We start from the raw sequence: 21722 nt of genomic DNA, 5'->3' as shown, positions 1-21722 counted from the left end.
AACATCAAAAATCTAACATGACAGTCACCGAAACTTCCAATATTCGCAAACTCCTATGCGATCCAGACTTGGGGTTGATTCCCCACCTGGAAAAGTGCCTCAAAGACTTGCACGCATCTTCCCTTCTTTCCAAAGACAAATTCAAGGTAGAACCTTATGATATAGAACTTGGACATTGCCACACCCAGAAGTTTCCCAACGAACAAAAACCCCTTGTCACTCAGTTAGTGTTAATGAAAATACCCTTAACTGGCAAAGTTCAAGACAAGATGGAACTATTTTTGTTAGCCAGTGAATTGCAGAACCAAATCGATATCAAAATCATTGACTGGAGTGCCTTAGAGCGTCGCCAATATAACATTCATGGCATCCCTTTAAAACAACCGGTAATCAAAATAGATGGGGAAATGAATTACAATTTAGTATTCGATCGACCACACTATTGCTGTATCACCCTAGGCCGCCAATTTGAATTAACTTACGCCGCCAATTTTTAAGGGGAGTTGTAGGGGCAGGGCTGTTTCATTCTTTGTAGGGTAAACCTACCATCTATAGCAGTCCTTGCAGGAGTCGTAAAGTTTTTTACCCCACCCCAACCCTCCCCTTATTAAGGTCCGGGAGTAAGAAATTCACAAATGATTTAGGATTGCTATATAAAACCCGCCCCTGGTATCTTAAAAGAGTTTGGACTCTTCAAGAATCCCCCCGATTCATCGGTGGGGAGTATCAATAATTCAAAATCGCTGCCTTGTACCAAGTACAAATTTGATGTCGCCGCCATCGCTAACACCCACATCAAAGCGGATTAATCCCAACAAGGGCGATCGCACTCGGACTCCCACGCCAAAACCAGCCCCAGTACCCGGTTTGTCCCTCACCACCGCCGGTTTCCCCAACACGCTGTCTCCGGTTCCCAAATCTGAGGCAAAATCGACAAATATTACCCCGCCCACATCTCTACTGACGGGAAACCGATATTCCCCGGAAGCTAGGAAATAACTCCGCCCGCTACCGAGATCTCCTGTGTCGTAACCCCGCACGGAATTCCGCCCACCGAGACGAAAAGCTTCTGTGGGTGCCAAATCTCCAATTACCGTCCCTGCTTGCAGGTTAAAAGCTAAGGTTTCTGGCAATGCTTCCGTATCGCCACGGCCGAGGAAATTCAGCGGTATATATTGTATATAATTAGCTAATAATTTATTGCTCACTATGTTCCCTTGTCCCAGGGGGATGGATTGTTCGGTGCTGAGGCTGAGAACCGAGCCGCTGCTTGGGTTGAAGGGATTGTTGCGCCGATCGAGCGTGGCGCCAAAAGAAACAGTGTATAATTCGTCAACACCAGTGCCGCTGAAAGTGAGAGGGTTTCCTAGTTCGTCACGGCGGGCGATATTCAAATTACGATCGCGGGTGCTGATATTTGTATAATTCAATCCCAAAGTCCCTCGCCAATCCCCCAAAGGCTTGGTAAATGCCAGATTTCCTCCCATCCGAATTTCTCGAACTCGATTGCCATTGGGCAAGTTAATATCGTTGTTGAAAATTTCCGATGTTCGGCGATCGCGAAAAGTTCTCACACTGTATCCCAAAGTATCAGTGGCGGCAACGTAAGGGCTGACAAATTGGACATCATACTCGAAATCTCGGAGGCTGGGCTGAACTTCCACCGACAGGCGTTGCGGATTTGTACCTAAAGTGCGATCTGTATAAGACAGAGGAATCGCTAAGCCAATGTCATCACTCAAACTCGCACTCACACCAAAAGACCGAGCCGATCGCTCTTGGACGTTGTATATAACATTAATATCAGTGCCAACTTCTTCAGTAGAAACCGTCACCATGTCAAACAATCCCAATTGCTGCAACTGCTGCAAATCCGATCGCACTACATCCTGACTGTAATTATCCCCCGCCTTGAGTTTGAGTTCGCCACGGATAAAATCTTCAGAAATTCTGCCCTGAATCGGATTCCCTTGCTTGTCAACGGCTTCCCCTTTGGAATTGACAAACCGAATTTTCACCTCTGCAACGTAGATACCGCCCACATCTCCAGCTTGAGAAACCTGTGCAGTACCCTCTAGCTGTCGGGCTTGGCCATTGCATAAACTGCTGGTATCATTCCCGTGGAATAGGCATCCAGCCTGTTCAATACCCGCTTTTTGGGAAATGTCTGGAGAAATATCTAACGATCTAAAATCCGTTAGCATCGGAATTATTAAACTCTCTCTTCTCTTCCTTCGCGTACTTCGCGCCTTCGCGGTTAAATCATTCCGATCAAACCGGAATTGATCTGATTCCGGCATTTCAACCACCGCCCCTGGGCTACGGGCAGTTTTTAACACCAAGGCAAAATCTTTACTTGGGCTGGATTTAACTTTAACAGAGGGTGATGGAGCTTCTACCGCCACAGGATTTATCGACAGGCTATCTGCTGCTGCTGCTTCTGCTTCTGCCAATTTCACCTCAGTTGCAGCTTTGGCTCCTAATTCCCCCCCAGCCCATGTGGCTAGAGTCAAAATTGCGATCGCCTGAATATTTAGAATACGCATAAAAATCTCTTTTTCAAACATCCACCGCATATTACCGAAAACCGACCACTATGCGTATGCCATCATAGAAACCGGGCGATCGTCAATGGATGTGAGATTGGAGATTTTTTGAATTGTAGATTTTATAAATTGACCCCGGATCTAAATCCAGGGACACCGAATCAAATTGGGCGATCGTCAACTTACGATTTAAAGAGCTTGTCTAGATACTCGTTTCTCAAAATGAGCCTGAGTCTGCTGCAAAAGTTGTTCGCGACTGTCCTTAGCCTGTGTAATGGTAGGGAGTAAGTTGCGAGCCTGTAAAGTCATGTGAAGCTGTAGGTGTGCCACGTACTCACTCACATCTTCGCGCAGCGAACAAGCTGGGTATTGTTTTAAGTTGGAGTTCAAAGTGTTCTCCTGCTTTATGTTTGCAGTATTTAAAATCATAATAGAGACTATCACAATAGTTTTTGGATTTTCCACTCCGTAATGAAGTTTAACCTTTGGATGCTTGTATGGTAACAATAGTTTACAAACATCCCTCCAGTACCAGGAGTCAAGAACAATGCAGAAGCACACTTTGAGTACATTTGTCAATGGCAATACCCAACAAGCCACTTACCTCGACATCGGGTGCGGGCAACCGTTATTAATGCTGCACGGTTTCTTTGGAGAAAAGACTTGCTGGCTCCCGCTCATTGAGTTATTGCAATCTCAGTTTCGCTGCATTAGTTTAGATTTGTTAGGTTTTGGAGAATCTAGCAAACCAGAAATCTGTTACGATGTTTCCCTAGAGGTTGCTTTTGTGCGACAAGTTGTAGAACAACTAAATATCGAACCCTGCTGTATTATCGGACATTCTTTTGGGGGTTGGGTGGCGGCTGCCTATGCTCTCAAATACACAAATTCCGTCAGCAGTTTAGTGTTAGCAGCGCCTGCTGGAATTCGAGACGACAGTTTTTGCGGTCAATATGATGCTTTGCGGCCCCTACTGTGGCAAACGCCGATCGTTGATTGGACTCTACAATTGGCAAAACCTTTTGCTAATTTAGCCGGAAAAAGTAACGAATTACAGCAAATATGGGGTTGGCGGCGGGAGTTAATGTCTCAACCAGTAGCTCGCTCTTTTTTAATGAGTCGGATGCGCCCGGAAGACGCCATTGATACCGTGGAAAAAGACATTCACAAATTGCAAATTCCCACTTTAGTAATTACCGGAGATAACGACGAAACAATTCCTCTGTGGCATTCTCAAACCTACGCCAAGGAAATACCAAAAGCAGAATTAGCTATTATTCCCAACGGGACTCATGGGTTGCCCCAAACTCAACCAGAAATGATGGCAAATCTGATGGGAAATTTTTTTGAGCAATTGACCTAGATCCTGTATAAACATAGATTGTAATACTGACTTAAAAACTGTGACTAATTATACTACTTAAAGACCCACCTAGGGACTATATTTTTGACAGTATAGTGAAAACATTTTTTTATGATGACCCTATCTTCTGCGACCAGGAGTTACAGACATTCAGTTGAGTCGGAGGTATTACCTATCGTGGCATTCAAAAACTACTTCAATCTTGAAGAAATTATGACCGCTAGAAAAATTAGCGCTGCTCTCATTAACGTCAGTGGGCGACAGCGAATGCTTTCTCAAAAAACGGCATTTTTTGCCATGAGGTTGGTTGGCTCTCTAGAAACAGCAGAAAGAGAAACATTGCGGGCTCAATTGCTAGAGGCGATCGCTCTTATGGAAAAATCTCACCGTGGGTTAATCTACACTGACAGCAGCATCAACTTATTAACTCCCCCTTCGCCCGTTGTCAAATCAATGTATTTTGAAGCGCCCCTGTATTTAGATAAACAGGTGCGCGAATATATCGATCGCATAAGAGCATTAGTACAGGTTCCCGATGCCGACCTAAAGCCAGATAATCCTCACCTATTGTACATTGTAGCCTCCGCTTCCGGCGAACTGCTCGCAGCTTTTGATGCAGTGGTGAGTCAATATCAAGAAGAAAGCGAAATGGAACAATTTGAAATAGATCTCAGACAAGTTGAACTTTATCAAGAAAGTTGTAATGCTAGGGCTACTTCGGAATCTCAAGCCGATGAACTAAAGCGCACCCTGTGCGAACTCAAAGAAACTCAAGCTCAACTCCTGCAAAGCGAAAAAATGTCTTCTCTGGGAGAACTAATGGCTAGTATTGTCCACGAAATTAATAACCCCATTAGTTTTATTTACGGCAACTTAAGCTATGTAGAAGTTTATACTCAAGATTTGCTACACCTCCTGCGTCTCTATCAAGAAAACTATCCTAACCCCTGTGATGAAATAAAATATCAAATCGAAGAAATGGAGCTAGATTTTTTAGTGGAAGACTTGCCGAAAGTGATGTCTTCGATGCAAATGGGTTCCGATCGCATCCGCGAAATAGTCAAATCGATGCAGAACTTTTCGCGGACTGATAATACTAACATGACCCAATGCGATTTGCACGACTGCATTGAAAACACCGTGTTAATTTTGCGAAACCGTCTGAATTCTAAAAAAATTGGTCGTGATATAGAAGTAGTTAAAGATTACGGAAAATTGCCTCCTGTAGAGTGTTATGCCGGACAACTAAATCAAGTATTTATGAATTTGATTAGCAACGCGATCGATGCTTTGGAAGAAGCAGCAGAAGAACGACCAAATGCTTTATTAAAGATTTATATCCGTACCGAGCTAGCAGGAAGCGATCGAGTTATCGTCCGCATTGCTGACACAGGAGCGGGAATGACGGCTGACGTAAAAGAACGAATGTTCGAGCAGTTTTTTACAACTAAAGAAATCGGTAAAGGCACCGGTTTAGGAATGTCGATAGTCTATAAAATTTTAGTAGAAAATCACGGTGGCATTCTGCGGTGCGAGTCAGAACCGTCTCAGGGAACCGAATTTATCATTGAATTGCCGGTGCAACAAACTTAAACAGTTAACAAAAATCACTCCAATTGCAGCTTCAAGGTTGGCAACAACTTTTCTAAATTCTTAAGAGATTTCTGTTGCCAAGGAACATCATTTGAACCTGTTACCAACAGTTCAATCGTTTTCTTTTTCCGCACACTAATAACAAACTTGGAGAGCATATTAATACCAGAACTGTTAAGAAACTCCAGTTGTTTGAGGTTCAAAGTAATGTGAGGAGGTTCTAAACTAGCAACTTCATCTAATAAATCAACTATGGGCTTATAATCTGACGCTCCATCTAAGCTGAGTTCACCTTTGAAAGAGACTGTCACCGATTCTGGATCGTATTGAATAAAGTAGTCTTGACCTTTAAGTTCTTGAATATCCATAGTTTTGTGGTTTCCTGAGTGAATTCTGGCTCGACTAAACACTAATTTGAACGAGGGTCGTAATAGCGAGCATAGGGAGACCATCAGCTATCGACTCAAATTTCCAACCTATCTTAGCAGCATAGTCATTAATCATCGTCAGCAATCCTAATCCCGATGTTTCACTTTCTATTTCAGCATTTTTTTCAAGCTGCTGTAAATAGAGTTCATTAGAGTCAGAAATCAGCAGTTCTTTAATGAATTCCTGCAATTTATGAGCTGCTGCTTCCTTCACATGATTCGTAGCATAAATTACCGCTGTTACATCATCTTCTCCGATAAAGTGAATCCCAAACCTTACCTTGTGACTACAGTCATCATCACTAAATTTTATAGCATTTTCTAACAGTTCATTAGCAATATAGCTCACGGCTCCTTTGATTTGTTTAATTCGTTTTTCGCTGCTAAAATTCTGCTCGTCCACTGGTAAAAAACTAGACAAATAATCTGCTACAAAATGAGCAGATACCCGATTGTTTCGCCAGCGCTGCTTGATGGGGCGAGAACTGGGAGTAAATGTAAGTTCTAGGGAGTCATGATCCGGGGGAAATTCCTGGATAAATTCTCCAAAAATTTCTATCCCTTTCTCCAAGCTTCCAGATGTCATATTGTCTCCCTCCAATTATTTTTTTAGGTCACTTCTGGGTAAATTGCCACACGCCATTCCAGTTAGCCGGAATACTATTTTCTAAAAGTGCTTGGATGCGTTCTAGATAAATTTGGCTGGGTTTGTCATCGGGATTTAACCCCACAATTTTTTCAAAACAAACTTTGGCATTAGCAAAGTTTCCCTGACAATATTGTTCTAGTCCATCCTCAAAAATAGGCAAAGTTAGAATTTTGAGCGATCGCACTGGTTCTACTTCAACATCTAACACCTCACAAACAGTAATCGCTTCTTGTCTACCTTTCACAATCGCCCGATCCAAAAAGCGAATACGATACTTGGACGGTTGACTCAAACGTTGTACCACCTCTCCTGAAATTAATAAAGATACGCCATAATACTTAGTCAAACCTTCCAGACGAGCCGTGATATTCACATGATCGGACAGGGCATCGGCTTGCATCCGATTTGCTTCACCAATAATCCCCACCATCGTATCACCAACATGGATACCAATGCCAATATTCACCGGAATCTCTCCATTGATTTTACGGCTTTGATTGTATTTTTGCAACTCCTCTAACTTCACAATTCCAGCCTGAATGGCATCATCAACCCCTTCGGGAAAAACTGCCATCACTCCATCTCCCATATACTTGACAATAAAACCATTGTGATTGCGAATTCCGGGACTAATTCGCTGTAAATAGCTATTGATAAAGTTAAAGTTTTGTTGAGCAGTCATTTGCTCGGCCATTGTGGTGAACGAACGGATATCAGAAAACATGATAGCCATCTCTTTGCTGACGTGATCTCCAAGCTGGAAATCCACAATACTCTGCTTTCCCAGAAATTGGAGAAATTCATCGGGAACAAAACGTCCGTAAGCCTGCAAAAGTTTCTCTAATTCCTGTTCCCGCGCTTTCACCGTTTGCACCATATGGGAGAAAACCTGTGCCAGTTCTCCCAGCGTATCACTGCGCGCTGCGACATCGGACAATATCTGAGGTTCAAAGCAGTTGTTTTTCACAGCGATAGCTGCATCTATCACCTTTTTTACCTGCTCGATATAAGTCTGCATCTCTCGATTATTATGACGGATTTGGTTTTCCAAATCCGTGGAATGCTCCGTGATAATTTCTACTAAAGTTTCATAGCTATTTTTTTCATCTTCGACTTCTTCAAGTTTCTCCATCAAATCCTGTAGCTGAGTCTTGAGTTCTTCAGGAGATGTAGATTTTGCTAAATTAATCTGGGTTGTCATATTTTATACTTGTGAAGTTGGGAGCAAAAAAATGTTTCAATCGCTAGCTGTAAATTATTAGAGGTTACGCGATGCGATCGGTAAATCCGGTTGCTTCTGACATTCTGCGCCCCCAAATCCCCGATCGCTCCTCTAAAGCTGCTCTCTCGTAGGCGATCGTCAATTATGCACAATATTTCCCTGTTGCTTCAATACTAGCAAAGTAATGTCATCAAGTACCTTTTCTTCTCCCATAAATTTTCGTAAATCATCGATGGTGGCTTGCTTGATTTCTTCGGCGCTGCGATGCCAGTTTTCAGAAACCACTTCACAGAGTCTTTCTATACCGTAAAATTCTTGCTCGATATTTCTGGGTTCGGGGATGCCGTCAGTATAAAGCACTACCCCGTCCCCAGGCTCTAAGTCTACTACAACCTGACTAATCCAATCTGAAATATCCTCATCTAAGCCGATGGGGAATCCTAAATCTATTGTGTCAATCCTTTCAATCTGACCACCTTTTCTGACCACGATAATTTCCTCGTGTTGACCGCTAATACTAACTTTACCGTCGGCGTAATTCAGCAGAGCGAGGGTCAGATTTTTGTCAGATTTCATGCGCTGGACATTTTTGTAAATGGTGCGATTCAGGGTATCTAAAAAACGGACTGGCTCGGATTCTTGCAGTTCCTGAAGAGTGCGGACTGCTGCTTGAGTCATCACCATCAAAATGCCACTTTCTAATCCATGTCCTGTAACATCTCCAATGCAGATTGTCACAACTCCCTCCGTACACAGTACGTCGTAGTAATCGCCACCTACTCGATCCGCTGGTTCCATAAATCCCGCAATATCTAAGCCTTTTATTGCTTGGAGTTCGGCTGGTTTGGGCAGAATTAACTGCTGCATTTGTTTGAGGATATCCAGTTCGGCACTCATCAGAATATTTTCGGTTTTGAGGCGCTGGTTGAGGGCAGAAATTTCTTGATTTGCTTGGGCTAGTTCGGCAGTACGTTCTTCAACTTTATCTTCAAGAGTTTGATATAACAGAGCATTTTCAATGGAGATAGCAGCTTGGGAAGATAGGATTTTTAAGACTTCTAATCTGTCCGCCGTAAAGGCACCGGTGGCGAGACTATTTTCTAAATACAAAATGCCGATCGCCTTACCTTGGTTAACAATGGGAGTACACAACACCGATTTAGGTTGGTGCTCAATAATGTAGGGGTCGGCAGCAAACATATTTTCAGTAGCAATATCGTTAATTACCAAGGTTTCTCTAGTACGCCAGACGTAGTTAATGGCAGTGATGGGAAGTTCTTCGCTTTGAGCGATCAAAATATTAGGCAAATAAGATTGCTCGTTTAAACATTTAGCAACTATCCATAATTCACTATCAATTTCTAAAATAATATAGCTCAGAGAAGCGCCAGCATTCTCGTTGAGTATTTTGATTAAAGTTGAGAGTAATTCATCTACATTTATTTCTCCAGATATGGCTTGAGAAGCTTTGATTACTGTTTCTAAGTCTAGGGATTTGGACATACTTTTGCTAGTGCTAGTAACGCCCTCTAGCATAGTTTCAGCAATTGTTATGCATCCATATAGGCTTGTTGTTTGTTGGAGGATGGGAGCGAGTAATTGGGAATAGTTTTGTTCCAGGTTTTTGATTTTTGCCGGAGAACCCCAGCGAGCATAAGCATAATAAGCATCAGTTAGATAGACGCTGGCAATTTTATCTTTGCCTAATTCCAGATAGAATTTAGCAGCCAGTTCGTTTGCTAGTGCTTCTTCTTGGAGGTATTGGTTTTCTTTGGCTGTCACAATGGCGCGATCGTACAAATCCATCGCTTCCAGCCTGTCTCCTAATACTCGTGCTATTTCTGCTGATACTAATTCATACTTATGTTGATAATTCATCGGTGCATGAAACGCCCAGGTTTGCATTTTTTCCTGATTGTTTCTCACTTGGCTTAAGTATTGTTCTGCTGCGATCGCCTCAGCATGGGGATACAGTGCTAGCAGGGCGAGGGAATGATAGAAGTTGTGCTGTGGAACCATCATTAACGAGCCGACTCCCGCGACATATTGCTCTGCTAGCTGGGCATTTTCCAGGGCCCGATCGCGATCGCCCAACAAATAATTCACAACCATTTTAGCAAAATAAATCCCAAATATGGAAGATACATTATTGGCGGCCAACAAAACAGGCAACATTTCATCTTCATTGAAACTTTCCCCCACTAACCGACAATTATCCTCAGCTAATCCTTGTAAATTCAATACTAATTGTCGCCATATTTGGGTATAGTAAGTCTGATATTCTTGTTTAGAATCGAGCATTAGTTCCAGATAATGCTCATATTTTTGATCTACTAATTTTAGGTCTTCCCCGCTAAAAAAGCTGTAGATGCAAAGATACATAGCAGCATAGCAAGCATACTCAATATCGCCAGTTTCTAAACCACTTTGGACTGCCGATAGCAAATAAGGTAGAGTCGAGCGAGTCGGTTCTTTCCAATGTCTGACGCAGGCATTATAAACCATCACAACTTTTGAGTTAAATTCGGGAGATGGAAATTTATCTAATACCTGTAAGGATAGTTGACCGTATTGATAACCTAATTCAATTTCTCCGATTACTTCACAAATTAAACTGCAACAAGCATAGGCATAACTAGCAGGGGCAGAATTCCCGTATTTGATACAAATATCTGCCATGGTAAATACAACGGTGGGGTAAATTTCGGGACTGGCTAGATAAGCCGCAGAAGCGATCGCACATAAAATCCTCAAAGCAGCAATTTTATAAGCATCCTTAATTTCTGGCAGATCGGCTAAGCCCGAAATTTCCTCCTCCCCAGGGAGTTCTGTTTCCAAAGCAACACCAAGCATCCCCAAAACTTCCAATCCAGTATCTACTGCTAATTTCATCTGATTTTGAGCAATATAAGACTGAATTCGTGCTTCGTAAACTCGGAATTGATCGAGGAGATTTCGCGAGTGAGATAGAACTATTTCTGTCAGTTGTTGCGATAAATCAAAATTGGTATTCAAATATTCTGCTTCTACCGATTCTACATAAATATCTAGGGTTAAGTCATATAAATCGCTCCAGCTATCATCTGGTAGTAAATGGCGACCCATGGTTAAGTAATCAACAGCAGCAGCATAGGCTGTAGAAGTTTTCGCTTTGCGCCCTGCTAATAAATTCAAGGAAGCTAGCTGATTTCTTTCAGTGCGATCGACAATTAATTCCACTCCCATATTCAAGTGGTTGACAATATCAAATATCCGCTCTTCTTTTTCAGATTCTGGGGTATTACTCAACAACAATCTGCCAATTTTAAGGTGAGTTAACTGCGTGGCATCATCAGTAATTAAAAAATAGGCAGCTTGTTGAACGCGATCGTGCAAAAATTTGTAACTTGGCAATGGACAATCGGCAACAGCTAAGGGTGCTGCCTCCCCATCCTCTGTAAAAAACTTGTAAACTTGACTTTGCGGTAAAATTAGACCTTCTTGCAATCCTTTCCACAAGTCAGCCGCCGTGTCTCCTTGAGATTTTTCGCAAACAACAGCCAAGGTTTCTAAATCAAATTGACTGCCAATACAAGCAGCTAACTTTAAAACATATTGAGTGGCGATCGGCAATTTCTGCAATTGAGTGGCCATAAACTCGACGACATCATCGCTAACTGCCAATTCTCTGATTTTACTAATATCGCACTGCCACCCCCCCGCAGTCCCAGTCGGCGCCGTGGATGGTGCGTACTCGCCCTGGTTTTTAGTGTTTAAATCGAAATAAATTAACTTATCTTCGTAGAGCTTCTTGAGGAATTGATTGCTAAAAAAAGGATTGCCTTGAGTTTTTTGAAAAATCAATTCCGTCAAGGAAAGAGAGCGTTCTAGCGGACAACTTAAAGCATCAGCAACCAGACGATTCAAGTCAAGTTTGGAAAGTGGCGCGAGAGTAATTTGATTAATTATAGGGGCTGGGCGATCGCTCCCATGACTGGGCACAGAAGATGAACTCGTACCTAGCTTACGAATTTCGGATAAAGTCAGCATTAATGGATGAACATTGGAAACTTCATTATCTCGATAGGCACCAATTAACAGCAAATGTTGCCCTTCAGATTCGCCCAGCAACAATTGCATTAATTTCAAAGAGGCTGAATCTGCCCATTGCAAATCATCTAAGAAAATAACTAAGGGGTGATTTTTGGTAGCAAAGACACGAATAAACTTTTGAAATAGCAGATTGAACCGATTTTGTGCCGGACTAGGCTCTAATTCTGGGACAGGAGGTTGCTTGCCAATCAGCAGTTCTAATTCGGGAATTACATCAATAATTATCTGAGCATTGTCACCTAAAGCTGACAGGATTTCCGATTGCCAATGTTCAACTCGCTCGACACTTTCTGTGAGTAATTGTTCCATTAACTTTTGCAGAGCTTGCACCCAAGCGGAGAAGGGAATATCGCGCCTAAATTGGTCGAATTTTCCTTTGATAAAGTATCCCCGTTGCTGAACTATTGGTTTATGAATTTCGTTCACGACAGCCGTTTTACCAATCCCGGAAAATCCCGATATCAACATTATTTCAGTAGTAGCTATACGGCGTAATTTATGAGTTTTTTGGACGCTGTTAGAGGAGGTTTTTAAATTTGTAGTTAGGGAATTTGCCTGGGGAGATGCGACGCGCTGGAAAGCCGCTAATAGGGTCAAAACTTCGATCTCTCTGCCATACAGTTTTTCGGGAATCACGAAGCGGTCAGAAATGTCTCTGCGGCCTAATGCAAACAGTTCAATAGTGCCAGTATTGGAGTATGCTTTTAAGCAGAGTTCTAAATCATGTTTGAAGCCTGTAACTGTTTGATAGCGTGCTTCTGCTGTTTTTGCCATCAGTTTTAGCACGATGTTATTCAATACTTGGGGGATGGCTGGATTTAGGGCGATCGGGTGAATGGGCTGGCGAGCAATGTGACAGTGAACCAATTCCATGGGTTCGTTTGATGAAAATGGCAATTGTCCTGTCAACAGTTCGTAAAAAGTTACTCCTAGGGAGTAAAAATCGGTGCGGTAGTCAATCCCACGATTCATTCTTCCCGTTTGTTCGGGAGACATATAAGCTAAAGTCCCTTCCAAGATATTAGCATTTTTAATTTCTTGATTTTCCCTAGACAAAAGGGAAGAAATACTAAAGTCAATGATTTTTATTTGTTGAGTTTGAGGGTTGATTATAATATTTTGTGGCTTGATATCTTTGTGAATAATTCTGTTTTGATATATCGCTTCTAAAGCCGAGCAAATTTGAAGGGCTATCTGCAAAAAATCAGCTAAACGATTGGTGAATTTGCCATAAATTCCAAAGGCATCATTGACGACGTATTCTGCCAGAGAAATACCCCCAAAGTCCTCCATCACCAAGGCAAAGCCGTTACGGTATGGTTCTAGACTTAAATGTTTGACAATCCCGGAATGATCGATATTTTTAGCAATGGTGTATTGATTGCGAAACTGCACCAGTTCGCTGAAAGTCGGATACTCAGACTTGAGCAATTTGATCGCGACTGGTTGATTATCTGATTCAGAAAAACCTCTATACACCAAGGTTCTGGGACCGGAGTAGAGTAGTTCGATAGCGCGGTAGCCGGAAATTGAGAGCGGAGTCATAGTTTCTAATTTCTAGTAAGTTGTTGGTTATAGTAATATAAATAATAGTGCGGTAGGTGCATCATCGAAGGGATGTCTGTTTCACAAGAACGATCGCAGATGTCTATTAGTTTACTATGACCCCCAAGGTTTCGGGAAGATTTGACCACAAAATAAAGCTCGGTAGATAGAAAACAGAGGACGAACCACATCAATTGCCTTGAAAATTTTTGCAGCGCTTGCTTCCCAGGAGCGATCGACTTAAAAAGTCATATCTGGTAAGATATTATATCGCTACATAAATTAATTATTTAAGGATTTTTTGGCGAAGTATATATTAGAATTTAGACGGCTGCATAATGTGAAAAATAAATTAATATCGAGACAGTGCATAACATTGATTTTGTAGCTCTATCTGTATTCAAAGTAACAGATCATGTTATGATAAATCTGTGGCTCACAATTTTTATATAAGCGCGAAATTAAAAGGTCTGAAAAAAAATGCAAATTACCCAAACCCTCCACAGTGCCCTACTAATTTCTAATATCGAAAAATCCCAACACTTTTATAGCACCGTATTAGGAATGCAACAAATTGAAAGAAAATTAAATTTTTCAGGTATTTGGTATCAAGTAGGTAACTTCCAAATCCACCTAATTGTAGCAGAAAAAATTATCCCAAATACCGTAGATTATGAAAAATTAGGACGCAACCAACATCTAGCATTTTCTGTTGCTAACTTAGAACTAGCTAAAGAGCAATTAATCGCTCATCATTGCCCAGTACAAATGAGTGCATCAGGTCGATCGGCATTATTTACCCAAGATCCCGACGGTAATATCATCGAACTCAGCCAGTAACAGATGAAAATCATCGCCTACTCTTACACTGAACCTCTCCTAGAAACAGCACCGACGCCTGAATTTTGGGGCCAAGAAGTCGATCGCACTTATCAAGACTTAGGAGGGCGAGAGCAACTGCAACAACTCCTAAAAGACTGCGCCACAGAACCAGTCAAATACCTGTTAATTCAGCGGTTTGAAGAACTAGGCGACACAGTGCAGCAAGTTTGCACCAGCCTAGAACAACTGGAAAACCTCGGCATCCAACTAATTGTCACAGACGAAAAACAAACAGAAAACAGAGCAAACTTGCTCAAACTCCTAGCAGAAATCCAGCGCAGCCAACATAGCCGCAGCATTCGCAAAGGACACGCCCGCAACCGAATCAAAGCCAAGATTCCACCGGGTAAAGCTCCCTACGGCTATCGGCGTAGCAAAGAGCGCTACACCATCGATAAAAGCACCGCCCCCACCGTCAAAGACTTTTTTGAACACTTTTTAATCTACGGTTCCTTGCGAGGTTCCGTGCGCTATTTAGCCAAGAAATACAACAAAAAAATCTCTGTCAGCACAGGCCGTCGCTGGCTGACAAATCCCGCCTACCGAGGCGATTTAGAATATCAAAATGGTCAAGTAATTTCTAATACCCATGTCCCTATTATTTCCAGAGAAGAAGCAGCTCAAATAGACAGGTTGCTGCGCCGCAATCGCCGCCTGCCTCCCCGCACCGCCAGCGCCCCTCGTTCCCTTGCTGGTTTAGCGATTTGTGCGGAATGTCGATCGCCCATGACAGTAGCAAAAGTTACATCCTACCGCAAAGACCGAGAATACCTTTATTTACGGCCGATTAACTGTTGTCGGCCGGCTAAATGTAGCGGCCTTTCCTACGATGAAGTATTGCAATCGACCATCAGCGGAATTTGTCAGAATTTACCCGCTGCTGTGGCCGGGTTACAGATGCCGGATATGAATGGAATCAAAGCAGGAATTGGTAGGGCGATCGAATTTAAAGAACAAATCATCAATCAACTAGCCACCCTGATAGAAAATGGCATTTTAGACACAGAAACTGCCGAATTGAGAGCCTACAAAATCCGCACCGAAATGGCACAATTGCAAAGCAAATTGGCGCAACTACCGCCAGTTAATTTGCGAGAAACAGCTCAAACTGTTTCTCTGCCGCAATTTTGGCTCGACTTATCAGAATCGGAACGCAGGTTTTATTTTCGAGAATTTATCGATCGCATTGAGATAGTCCGGGAGAATACAAATTGGAAACTGGAAATAATCTTCATTTTTTAAGGCAGCTAATCATATTTTTTGCTGGTTAGCAAATAGGCGATCGTCTCTCCTTTACCTTTTACCGATATCGAACCTCTTTCCTCAAATACATAGTCATTTTTTAACTGCTGGTAAACAGCAGTAGTAACTTGAATACACCCTGGTAATCCTTGAGATTCCATCCGAGAAGCAACATTCACAGTATCTCCCCACAAGTCATAGCTAAATTTTTTAGTACCAATGACTCCAGCAACTACAGGCCCTGTATTGATGCCGATCCGAATTTGAAAAGGTTCCCCCCTATCTGTTTTAAAATCAGCGATCGCTTCCTGCATATCCAAGGCCATATTGGCGATCGCTTCTGCATGATCGGGCCTCGACACCGGCAACCCCCCCGCTACCATATAAGCATCCCCATTCGTTTTAATTTTCTCCAAACCGTGTTTTTCAGTTAATTCATCAAACTTTGAAAAAATTTGGTTGAGAAACTTCACTAATTCTAGAGGTGATATTCTGGAAGCAATAGAAGTAAAATCAACAATATCGGCAAATAAAACTGTTGCTGAGTCAAATCTCTCAGCATTAGTATTCTCCCCTTTTTTCAAAGCTTCAACAATCGCTGCTGGTAAAATATTTAACAATAAATGATCGGACTTTTCTTGAGCAAGGCGTACAGCTAGCTCAGCTACCTGCCGCTCTTTAATTTCTTTTTCCAAACGTCCGACAATTTCTTCTAATTGGTTAGTTTGTTCTTGAAGTAGTTCTTTTTGACTTTTAATGGTTAGCTGATTTGCCACTCGTGCCAACACTTCTTTCTCTTGAAAAGGTTTCGTAATATAGTCAACTGCTCCCACATCAAAGGCTTTCACCTTATCTGAAGCATCATCTAAGGCGCTTAAAAAAATCACTGGAATCGAACTGGTAGTTGGTGAAGATTTCAAATGTTCGCACACCTCATACCCATTCATTTCTGGCATCATCACGTCCAGCAAAATGAGATGCGGCGGAAACTCTTGCACTGTAGCGAGCGCCCTTTGCCCATTTAGCGCTTTACGAACCTGATATCCTTGTCCCGTGAGGATTGTTGATAATAGTCGCACGTTATGTGGCGTATCGTCAACTACGAGAATGCTGGCTGAAATTGTAGGATCTTGATTGCTGTCCATAAGATGGAAGACTTACTTATTTTTCATAAAAAATCTTAACATTGACGGTCTTTAACGGCCGATGTTGCTAATTCTATAATATCATCAAATAGAAAATCATGGGCTAAAGCCGTTAAGATTTTTGCGAATGAATCAAATTCTCTAGGTATTTCATCAATCAACTGAACAATTTTATCGTCGGAACATTCATGAGCAGCATCAGATATCTTCTGCATCCAATCTAGAGGCATTTGACTCAGTTGCGATTCCACAGAGAGATTGCTAGCAGCTACGCTAATTGTATTTTCATTGTCGAGTTTTACCTCAACAGGCTCTTCATAAACATACCTGATACCTAAAAGTTCTTCCATGATCGAAAATAGTATATTGGCCTCGAAGGGTTTACGCATAAAATCATCGCAGCCTGCGGCCAAAATAGTTTTTCGTTCCTCTTCAAAAGCGCTAGCAGTGAGAGCCACAATCATGGTTTTTTTACCGAGGGGATGAGCTTTAATCAATCTGGTAGCTTCATAGCCATTCATCACAGGCATCTGCATATCCATCCAAATCAGGTGCGGTTGCCACTCCTCCCATATAGCAATAGCTTCTTGCCCATTTCTAGCTTCTCGCACGATGATGCCTAGGGGTGACAATAATCTGACTATGACTAGACAGTTGTCAGGGCGATCGTCAACCACCAAAATCCGGTATTCTGGTTGATCCGGTGCTAAACCAATTACTTTTTTCTGTGGTTTAAGCATTTTAACATCGCTAGGATCTGCCAGCCTGAATTCAATATCAAATGAAAACTTACTTCCCAAACCAACTGTACTTTTGACACTAATATCTCCTCCCATCATTTTCACAAAATTGCGACTAATTGGTAAACCTAATCCAGTGCCTTCTTGAGATTTATAACCTGTTTTTGTTTGCTCGAAGGGCTGAAATAATTTATTCATCTCTTCTGGGGCAATCCCAGCACCGGTATCTTCAATTTCAAAATTAACCCGTAACGATACCGGAGGAATATAATTCATATTTACAGCATCAAATTCCGGCGATGCCGACTTTAGGGAAACCGTGTCGGTGGTGATTGTTTTTGGGAGCCTAAAATCTGCGGTTTGAACAGTCAAACTTGTTTCTACCTGATTTTTTACTCGCAAGGTAACGCTACCAGTGTCTGTAAATTTGATCGCATTGCCGATCAGATTAATCAAAACTTGACGCAATTTACCATCATCTCCCTTCACAAAGTGCGGTACGCCTTCAGCTACTTCAAAATTTAGCAGCAATTTCTTAGATTTAGCTTTCAATCGGAACATTTCTTCTAAGGTTTCTAACAGACTGATTAAATTAAAACTGCTTTCATTAAGTTGACTTCTGCCTGCTTCGATTTTCGACATTTCCAAAATGTCATTAATTAAGGAAAGCAAGTGTTCTCCCGCGCGATTAATAATTTGTAGATGCTGCTGGTGTTGATTGTTCAAAGATGAATCGCGCACCATCACCTGACTAAATCCCAAAATGGCATTCAGAGGAGTCCGCAATTCGTGGCTCATAGAAGAGAGGAATTCGCTTTTGGCACGGTTAGCTCTATCCGCAGCTAAGACAGCTTTTTGTAATGCCAATTCTGCCACTTTGCGTTCGTGAATTTCTGTTTTGGCTTGTTCAAAAAGAATGGATTGTTGGATAGCAATTGCTAGCTGCACGGAAATTTGCTGAAGAGATTCTATCTCAGAAGAGTTCCAATGCCTTTGACTCCGACAGTGATGAGCAATCAGTAGTCCCCATAATTTTTCACCTTGCAAAATGGGAACCACCAGGTTAGCTTTAATTTCAAACTGGCTCAGTAAATTAAGGTGACACTCAGAAAGACCCGCCGTGTAAATATTGTCGATCGCCCGAATGTGTCCCTGCTCGTAAACAGACACGTAGTGTTCCCGAAAACAATTATCATTAATGTCAATTCCCCAAATCGGCATCGTATTTTTTGCCACTGACTCAACGGCAATAAAGCCACTCCAATCTGGGTTAAAACGATAAATAACTGTTCTATCTGTTGCCAAAAAATCCCGGACTTCTTCCACAGCCATTGTCAGCACTTCTTCCAGGTTAAGAGAGGAACGAATCCGCTCTTGAATGGAATTCACTAGCCTCTCCCTTTTGAGTTGTTGCTGCAAGGTGATTTCCGCTTGTTTACGCGCAGTAATATCTACGGCATAACCAACGCACTCTATAGGTACACCCGCAGCATCTTTTACCAACTTAACCTCATCGTAGATCCACCGATAACTACCGTCTTTGTGCAGTTCGCGGTATTCGTAGGAAATTGATTCTTTTTCCAATATTTGAGCGAACAAATTACTCACATTTTCTCTATCTTCTGGGTGAATCAAGGTATACCAATCAAGGGAACAATTTATAAATTCTTGGGCTTCATAACCAATCATTAAAAAAATATTTTCGCTAACAAATGTCACGTCATAATTTCCGCCTAGTTGGCAGCTAAAAATTACTGCCGGAGTTGTCGCCAATAAATATTGCAAGCGTTCGGTAACAGACCGCAATTTTAACTCGGCTTGCTGGCGCTCCCCAATTTCTTTTTCTAAGCACTTGTTGGTTTCAATCAACTGGGATGTGCGTTCTTGCACCTTAATTTCTAAGTCGTCATAGGCCCTACGCAACTCTAATCTTGCCTGTTTTTTTACTAATATTTCAGCCTCCAATTTGCTGTTTATTTCTTCTAATTCTTGGGGAGTTCTTAATGAAAGAAATTGTGGTAATAGTGTTACCATCTGTCCAGCAGTGTAACATGAAACCATTGCAGTGAGGGCTTTTTCTATCCCAGATAACCAATAGGCGGAATGCCACAGAGTCCAAATTTCTAGCAAGTGACCAGTGCCGCACAGAATAATAAATGCACCAAATAAAGCAAAAATTCCTAAAAAAGGAACATCCCGCCGTTTTAATACAAAATAAATCAGCATCATGGGAATTGAAAAATAGGCGATCGCAATTAAAAAATCGCCCGTTACGTGGAGCCACACCAAAGGCGTTTGCCACAGATAGCAATGACCGTGTGGCATATATTGAGTAGGATAAAATATATTTTTGACTAATTCCAACATAATGTTTGCGATTGGCAGATAATACAGTTGGCTGGGAGTAATTCAGGGAGAAATCGGAGCGAAGATTCTGGTGGATGACTAAACTCAATCTTGTAGCATTTCCCCGACGATATTTCCTAGACCTGGGTTCCAGGCATCGGAGACTTTGTTGATGAATAAAAGTAGGCTTATCAAAATACTTTTAATTAAGTTAGCATTAATTGACAAACCATTAGCAATGTCAACTGTCACATTTTAATTGTAGCTGGACGAACAAATGTGACACATACATGACATTTTAGCTAACTATCGAGAAAAAGCCTCAAAAAAGTAGGCAAAGCTCCCTTGCAGCTAGGAGCTCCTCTTAAAATTAGGTTATGCCGATCGCTCAGGGAACGCTATTAACACAAGATGTAATTATTGTCAATAGTTTTAATCGAGTGAGAGACCCATTCTCAAAAAATTGCGTGGCAATGAGGCGATCGTACTCAGCTTTAGAGTCGATCGCGAGTGATAATATCTACAATACCCTTACCAGATAATTGCCAGTTATGACGATCGATGAGGTACTAAACCTAACTCGCGCACGATTGCCAAAAAAATTACATCCCGTACAAGAAACAATTCTCCGCCAAGTTTGGGAAGGAAAGACTTATAAAAGTATCGAAGTATAGGGCATTACTAATTACCAACTACCAATTACCTATTACCTATTGCCTATTATATCAATTCCGGTTGTATCGGAATGATTTAACCACGAAGGCGCGAAGGACGCGAAGGAAGAGAAGAGAGAGTTTAATACAGGACGATGAAGAGAGGATTTTATATTACCAATTCTCGATCGTACCTCCGATCAGATCTCGATATAGTTTGTTTGGCAACTATAATCACTACAGACTAATGAAATCACTAGCGGTAATAGTCTTAGCCGGTACACCATTCAAATTTGCCAGCAATTGACCAGTGGCACTCACACTAATCAACACTTGATTATTGCTAGAAATAATGCTGAGTTGACTCAAACTCAAACCAGGATTCAATCCAATTAAATCCTCACCCTTGCGGAAATCAGTAATCAACTCGCTTCCCCCATTCGGACTTAACACAAACACATCATTTCCCGAACCACCAGTCAAAGTATCGTCCCCAGCATCACCACTCAGGAAATCCGCACCACTACCGCCACTGAGAATATCGTTACCTTTGCCACCGTAAAGCGTATCATTGCCGGCACAACCATATACAATATCGCTATCATTACCACCAAAAATTAAATCATTACCATCGCCACCACAAAGACTGTCGTTTTCTTTACCACCGTAAAGCGTATCATTGCCAGCTTGACCAAAAATCAGGTCTGCACCTTCATTACCAAACACAATATCATTGCTATTTCCAGCATTAATTGTGTCATTTCCTAAGTTGCCTAAAAGATAGTCATCGCCATTTTCACCGAACAAGATATCGTCATCTTTGCCACCAAAAATAGTATCATTGCCGATACTACCAGCCATCGTATCTTTACCAAAATCTCCCCTCAAAAAATCGTTGCCATCACCACCCAAAACAGTGTCATTATCCTTCCCCGCATAGATAGTATCGTTGCCATCGCCACCTTGAATCAAATCGGCACCATCATTGCCAAAAATTGAATCGTTATCGGCACCACCATCAATGTTGTCATTGCCGCCCATACCGTAGAGGGTGTCATTCCCAGACAGCCCATTAATCAAGTCGTTGAGGGAGGCACCCATAATGAAATCCGCAGTGCTACCGCCGCCCTGAGTTTGTTGAACGGGGTTAGGAATAATGCTGGCAGAGTTGAATTCAGGGGCGCTGACGCGATCGCACAAGCAATCATCAGTACCAGGAATGGGAGTTGGTGTGGGTGTGGGTGTGGGTGTGGGTGTGGGTGTGGGTGTGGGTGTG

General features: G+C 42.0%; 14 protein-coding genes. 5 read left to right on the top strand and 9 right to left on the bottom strand.

The annotated features are described in order from the left end of the window. Positions 1 to 17 precede the first annotated feature (17 nt). A complete protein-coding gene (locus ACBR23_RS10270) occupies positions 18 to 497 on the top strand; it encodes a hypothetical protein (RefSeq protein WP_341739262.1) in 480 nt (159 codons plus the stop codon). A gap of 237 nt (positions 498 to 734) precedes the next feature. Here ACBR23_RS10270 and ACBR23_RS10265 read toward each other — a convergent pair whose 3' ends face one another. Further along, positions 735 to 2546: a BamA/TamA family outer membrane protein gene (locus ACBR23_RS10265; protein WP_371119445.1), complete on the bottom strand. Its 1812-nt coding sequence runs from the start codon at positions 2544 to 2546 to the stop codon at positions 735 to 737. 189 nt (positions 2547 to 2735) lie between these two features. Further along, a complete protein-coding gene (locus ACBR23_RS10260) occupies positions 2736 to 2936 on the bottom strand; it encodes a hypothetical protein (RefSeq protein ID WP_340518803.1) in 201 nt (66 codons plus the stop codon). A 157-nt stretch (positions 2937 to 3093) separates the two neighbouring features. On the opposite strand from ACBR23_RS10260, the gene ACBR23_RS10255 reads away from it, so the two are divergent. Then, the gene (locus tag ACBR23_RS10255) at positions 3094 to 3909 is read left to right on the top strand and encodes an alpha/beta fold hydrolase (RefSeq protein WP_371114744.1); all 816 of its coding nucleotides are present in this window, start codon (positions 3094 to 3096) and stop codon (positions 3907 to 3909) included. Between the two features lie 213 nt (positions 3910 to 4122). Beyond that, complete coding sequence (locus tag ACBR23_RS10250; protein WP_371119444.1) at positions 4123 to 5502, top strand: ATP-binding protein; 1380 nt, start codon at positions 4123 to 4125, stop codon at positions 5500 to 5502. 14 nt (positions 5503 to 5516) lie between these two features. Here ACBR23_RS10250 and ACBR23_RS10245 read toward each other — a convergent pair whose 3' ends face one another. The 4 genes from ACBR23_RS10245 to ACBR23_RS10230 form a co-directional block, all read right to left on the bottom strand. Continuing rightward, positions 5517 to 5870 (bottom strand): hypothetical protein, encoded by a 354-nt coding sequence (locus ACBR23_RS10245; RefSeq protein ID WP_371114742.1) that lies wholly within the window; start codon positions 5868 to 5870, stop codon positions 5517 to 5519. A gap of 34 nt (positions 5871 to 5904) precedes the next feature. Continuing rightward, the gene (locus tag ACBR23_RS10240) at positions 5905 to 6516 is read right to left on the bottom strand and encodes a DUF6272 family protein (RefSeq protein WP_371114741.1); all 612 of its coding nucleotides are present in this window, start codon (positions 6514 to 6516) and stop codon (positions 5905 to 5907) included. 28 nt (positions 6517 to 6544) lie between these two features. Next, positions 6545 to 7780, bottom strand: a complete 1236-nt coding sequence (locus ACBR23_RS10235) for an adenylate/guanylate cyclase domain-containing protein (protein WP_371114740.1) — start codon at positions 7778 to 7780, stop codon at positions 6545 to 6547. Between the two features lie 159 nt (positions 7781 to 7939). Beyond that, entirely contained in the window at positions 7940 to 13438 is a 5499-nt protein-coding gene (locus tag ACBR23_RS10230) for an AAA family ATPase (RefSeq protein ID WP_371119443.1), read from the bottom strand. Positions 13439 to 13918: 480 nt separating this feature from the next. Here ACBR23_RS10230 and ACBR23_RS10225 point away from each other — a divergent pair, with 480 nt between their 5' ends. Further along, entirely contained in the window at positions 13919 to 14278 is a 360-nt protein-coding gene (locus ACBR23_RS10225) for a VOC family protein (protein WP_371119442.1), read from the top strand. 3 nt (positions 14279 to 14281) lie between these two features. Then, the gene (locus ACBR23_RS10220; RefSeq protein ID WP_371119441.1) at positions 14282 to 15562 is read left to right on the top strand and encodes a recombinase family protein; all 1281 of its coding nucleotides are present in this window, start codon (positions 14282 to 14284) and stop codon (positions 15560 to 15562) included. A gap of 5 nt (positions 15563 to 15567) precedes the next feature. Here the strand turns inward: ACBR23_RS10220 and ACBR23_RS10215 are convergent, their stop codons facing one another. The 3 genes from ACBR23_RS10215 to ACBR23_RS10205 form a co-directional block, all read right to left on the bottom strand. Next, the gene (locus tag ACBR23_RS10215; RefSeq protein ID WP_371119440.1) at positions 15568 to 16707 is read right to left on the bottom strand and encodes an adenylate/guanylate cyclase domain-containing protein; all 1140 of its coding nucleotides are present in this window, start codon (positions 16705 to 16707) and stop codon (positions 15568 to 15570) included. A gap of 35 nt (positions 16708 to 16742) precedes the next feature. Next, positions 16743 to 19814 carry an ATP-binding protein gene (locus ACBR23_RS10210; protein ID WP_371119439.1) on the bottom strand — a complete coding sequence of 1024 codons (3072 nt, stop codon included), beginning with the start codon at positions 19812 to 19814 and terminating at the stop codon, positions 16743 to 16745. Between the two features lie 869 nt (positions 19815 to 20683). After that, positions 20684 to 21722 (bottom strand): calcium-binding protein (locus tag ACBR23_RS10205; protein ID WP_371125644.1); only part of this gene is annotated, 1039 nt, incomplete at its 5' end.

Origin of the sequence: Microcoleus sp., from assembly GCF_041354475.1 — a bacterium.
GTDB lineage: Bacteria > Cyanobacteriota > Cyanobacteriia > Cyanobacteriales > Microcoleaceae > Microcoleus.
The sequence above is the reverse complement of the archived record's forward strand: the minus strand, read 5'-3'. Positions and strand labels throughout refer to the sequence as shown.

Bases quoted from the DNA above. Each gene is read 5' to 3' on its own strand.
- ACBR23_RS10270 (WP_341739262.1), top strand. From the start codon at position 18: ATGACAGTCACCGAAACTTCCAATATTCGCAAACTCCTATGCGATCCA.
- ACBR23_RS10265 (WP_371119445.1), bottom strand. From the start codon at position 2,546: ATGCGTATTCTAAATATTCAGGCGATCGCAATTTTGACTCTAGCCACA.
- ACBR23_RS10255 (WP_371114744.1), top strand. From the start codon at position 3,094: ATGCAGAAGCACACTTTGAGTACATTTGTCAATGGCAATACCCAACAA.
- ACBR23_RS10250 (WP_371119444.1), top strand. From the start codon at position 4,123: ATGACCGCTAGAAAAATTAGCGCTGCTCTCATTAACGTCAGTGGGCGA.
- ACBR23_RS10245 (WP_371114742.1), bottom strand. From the start codon at position 5,870: ATGGATATTCAAGAACTTAAAGGTCAAGACTACTTTATTCAATACGAT.
- ACBR23_RS10240 (WP_371114741.1), bottom strand. From the start codon at position 6,516: ATGACATCTGGAAGCTTGGAGAAAGGGATAGAAATTTTTGGAGAATTT.
- ACBR23_RS10235 (WP_371114740.1), bottom strand. From the start codon at position 7,780: ATGACAACCCAGATTAATTTAGCAAAATCTACATCTCCTGAAGAACTC.
- ACBR23_RS10230 (WP_371119443.1), bottom strand. From the start codon at position 13,438: ATGACTCCGCTCTCAATTTCCGGCTACCGCGCTATCGAACTACTCTAC.
- ACBR23_RS10225 (WP_371119442.1), top strand. From the start codon at position 13,919: ATGCAAATTACCCAAACCCTCCACAGTGCCCTACTAATTTCTAATATC.
- ACBR23_RS10220 (WP_371119441.1), top strand. From the start codon at position 14,282: ATGAAAATCATCGCCTACTCTTACACTGAACCTCTCCTAGAAACAGCA.
- ACBR23_RS10215 (WP_371119440.1), bottom strand. From the start codon at position 16,707: ATGGACAGCAATCAAGATCCTACAATTTCAGCCAGCATTCTCGTAGTT.
- ACBR23_RS10210 (WP_371119439.1), bottom strand. From the start codon at position 19,814: ATGTTGGAATTAGTCAAAAATATATTTTATCCTACTCAATATATGCCA.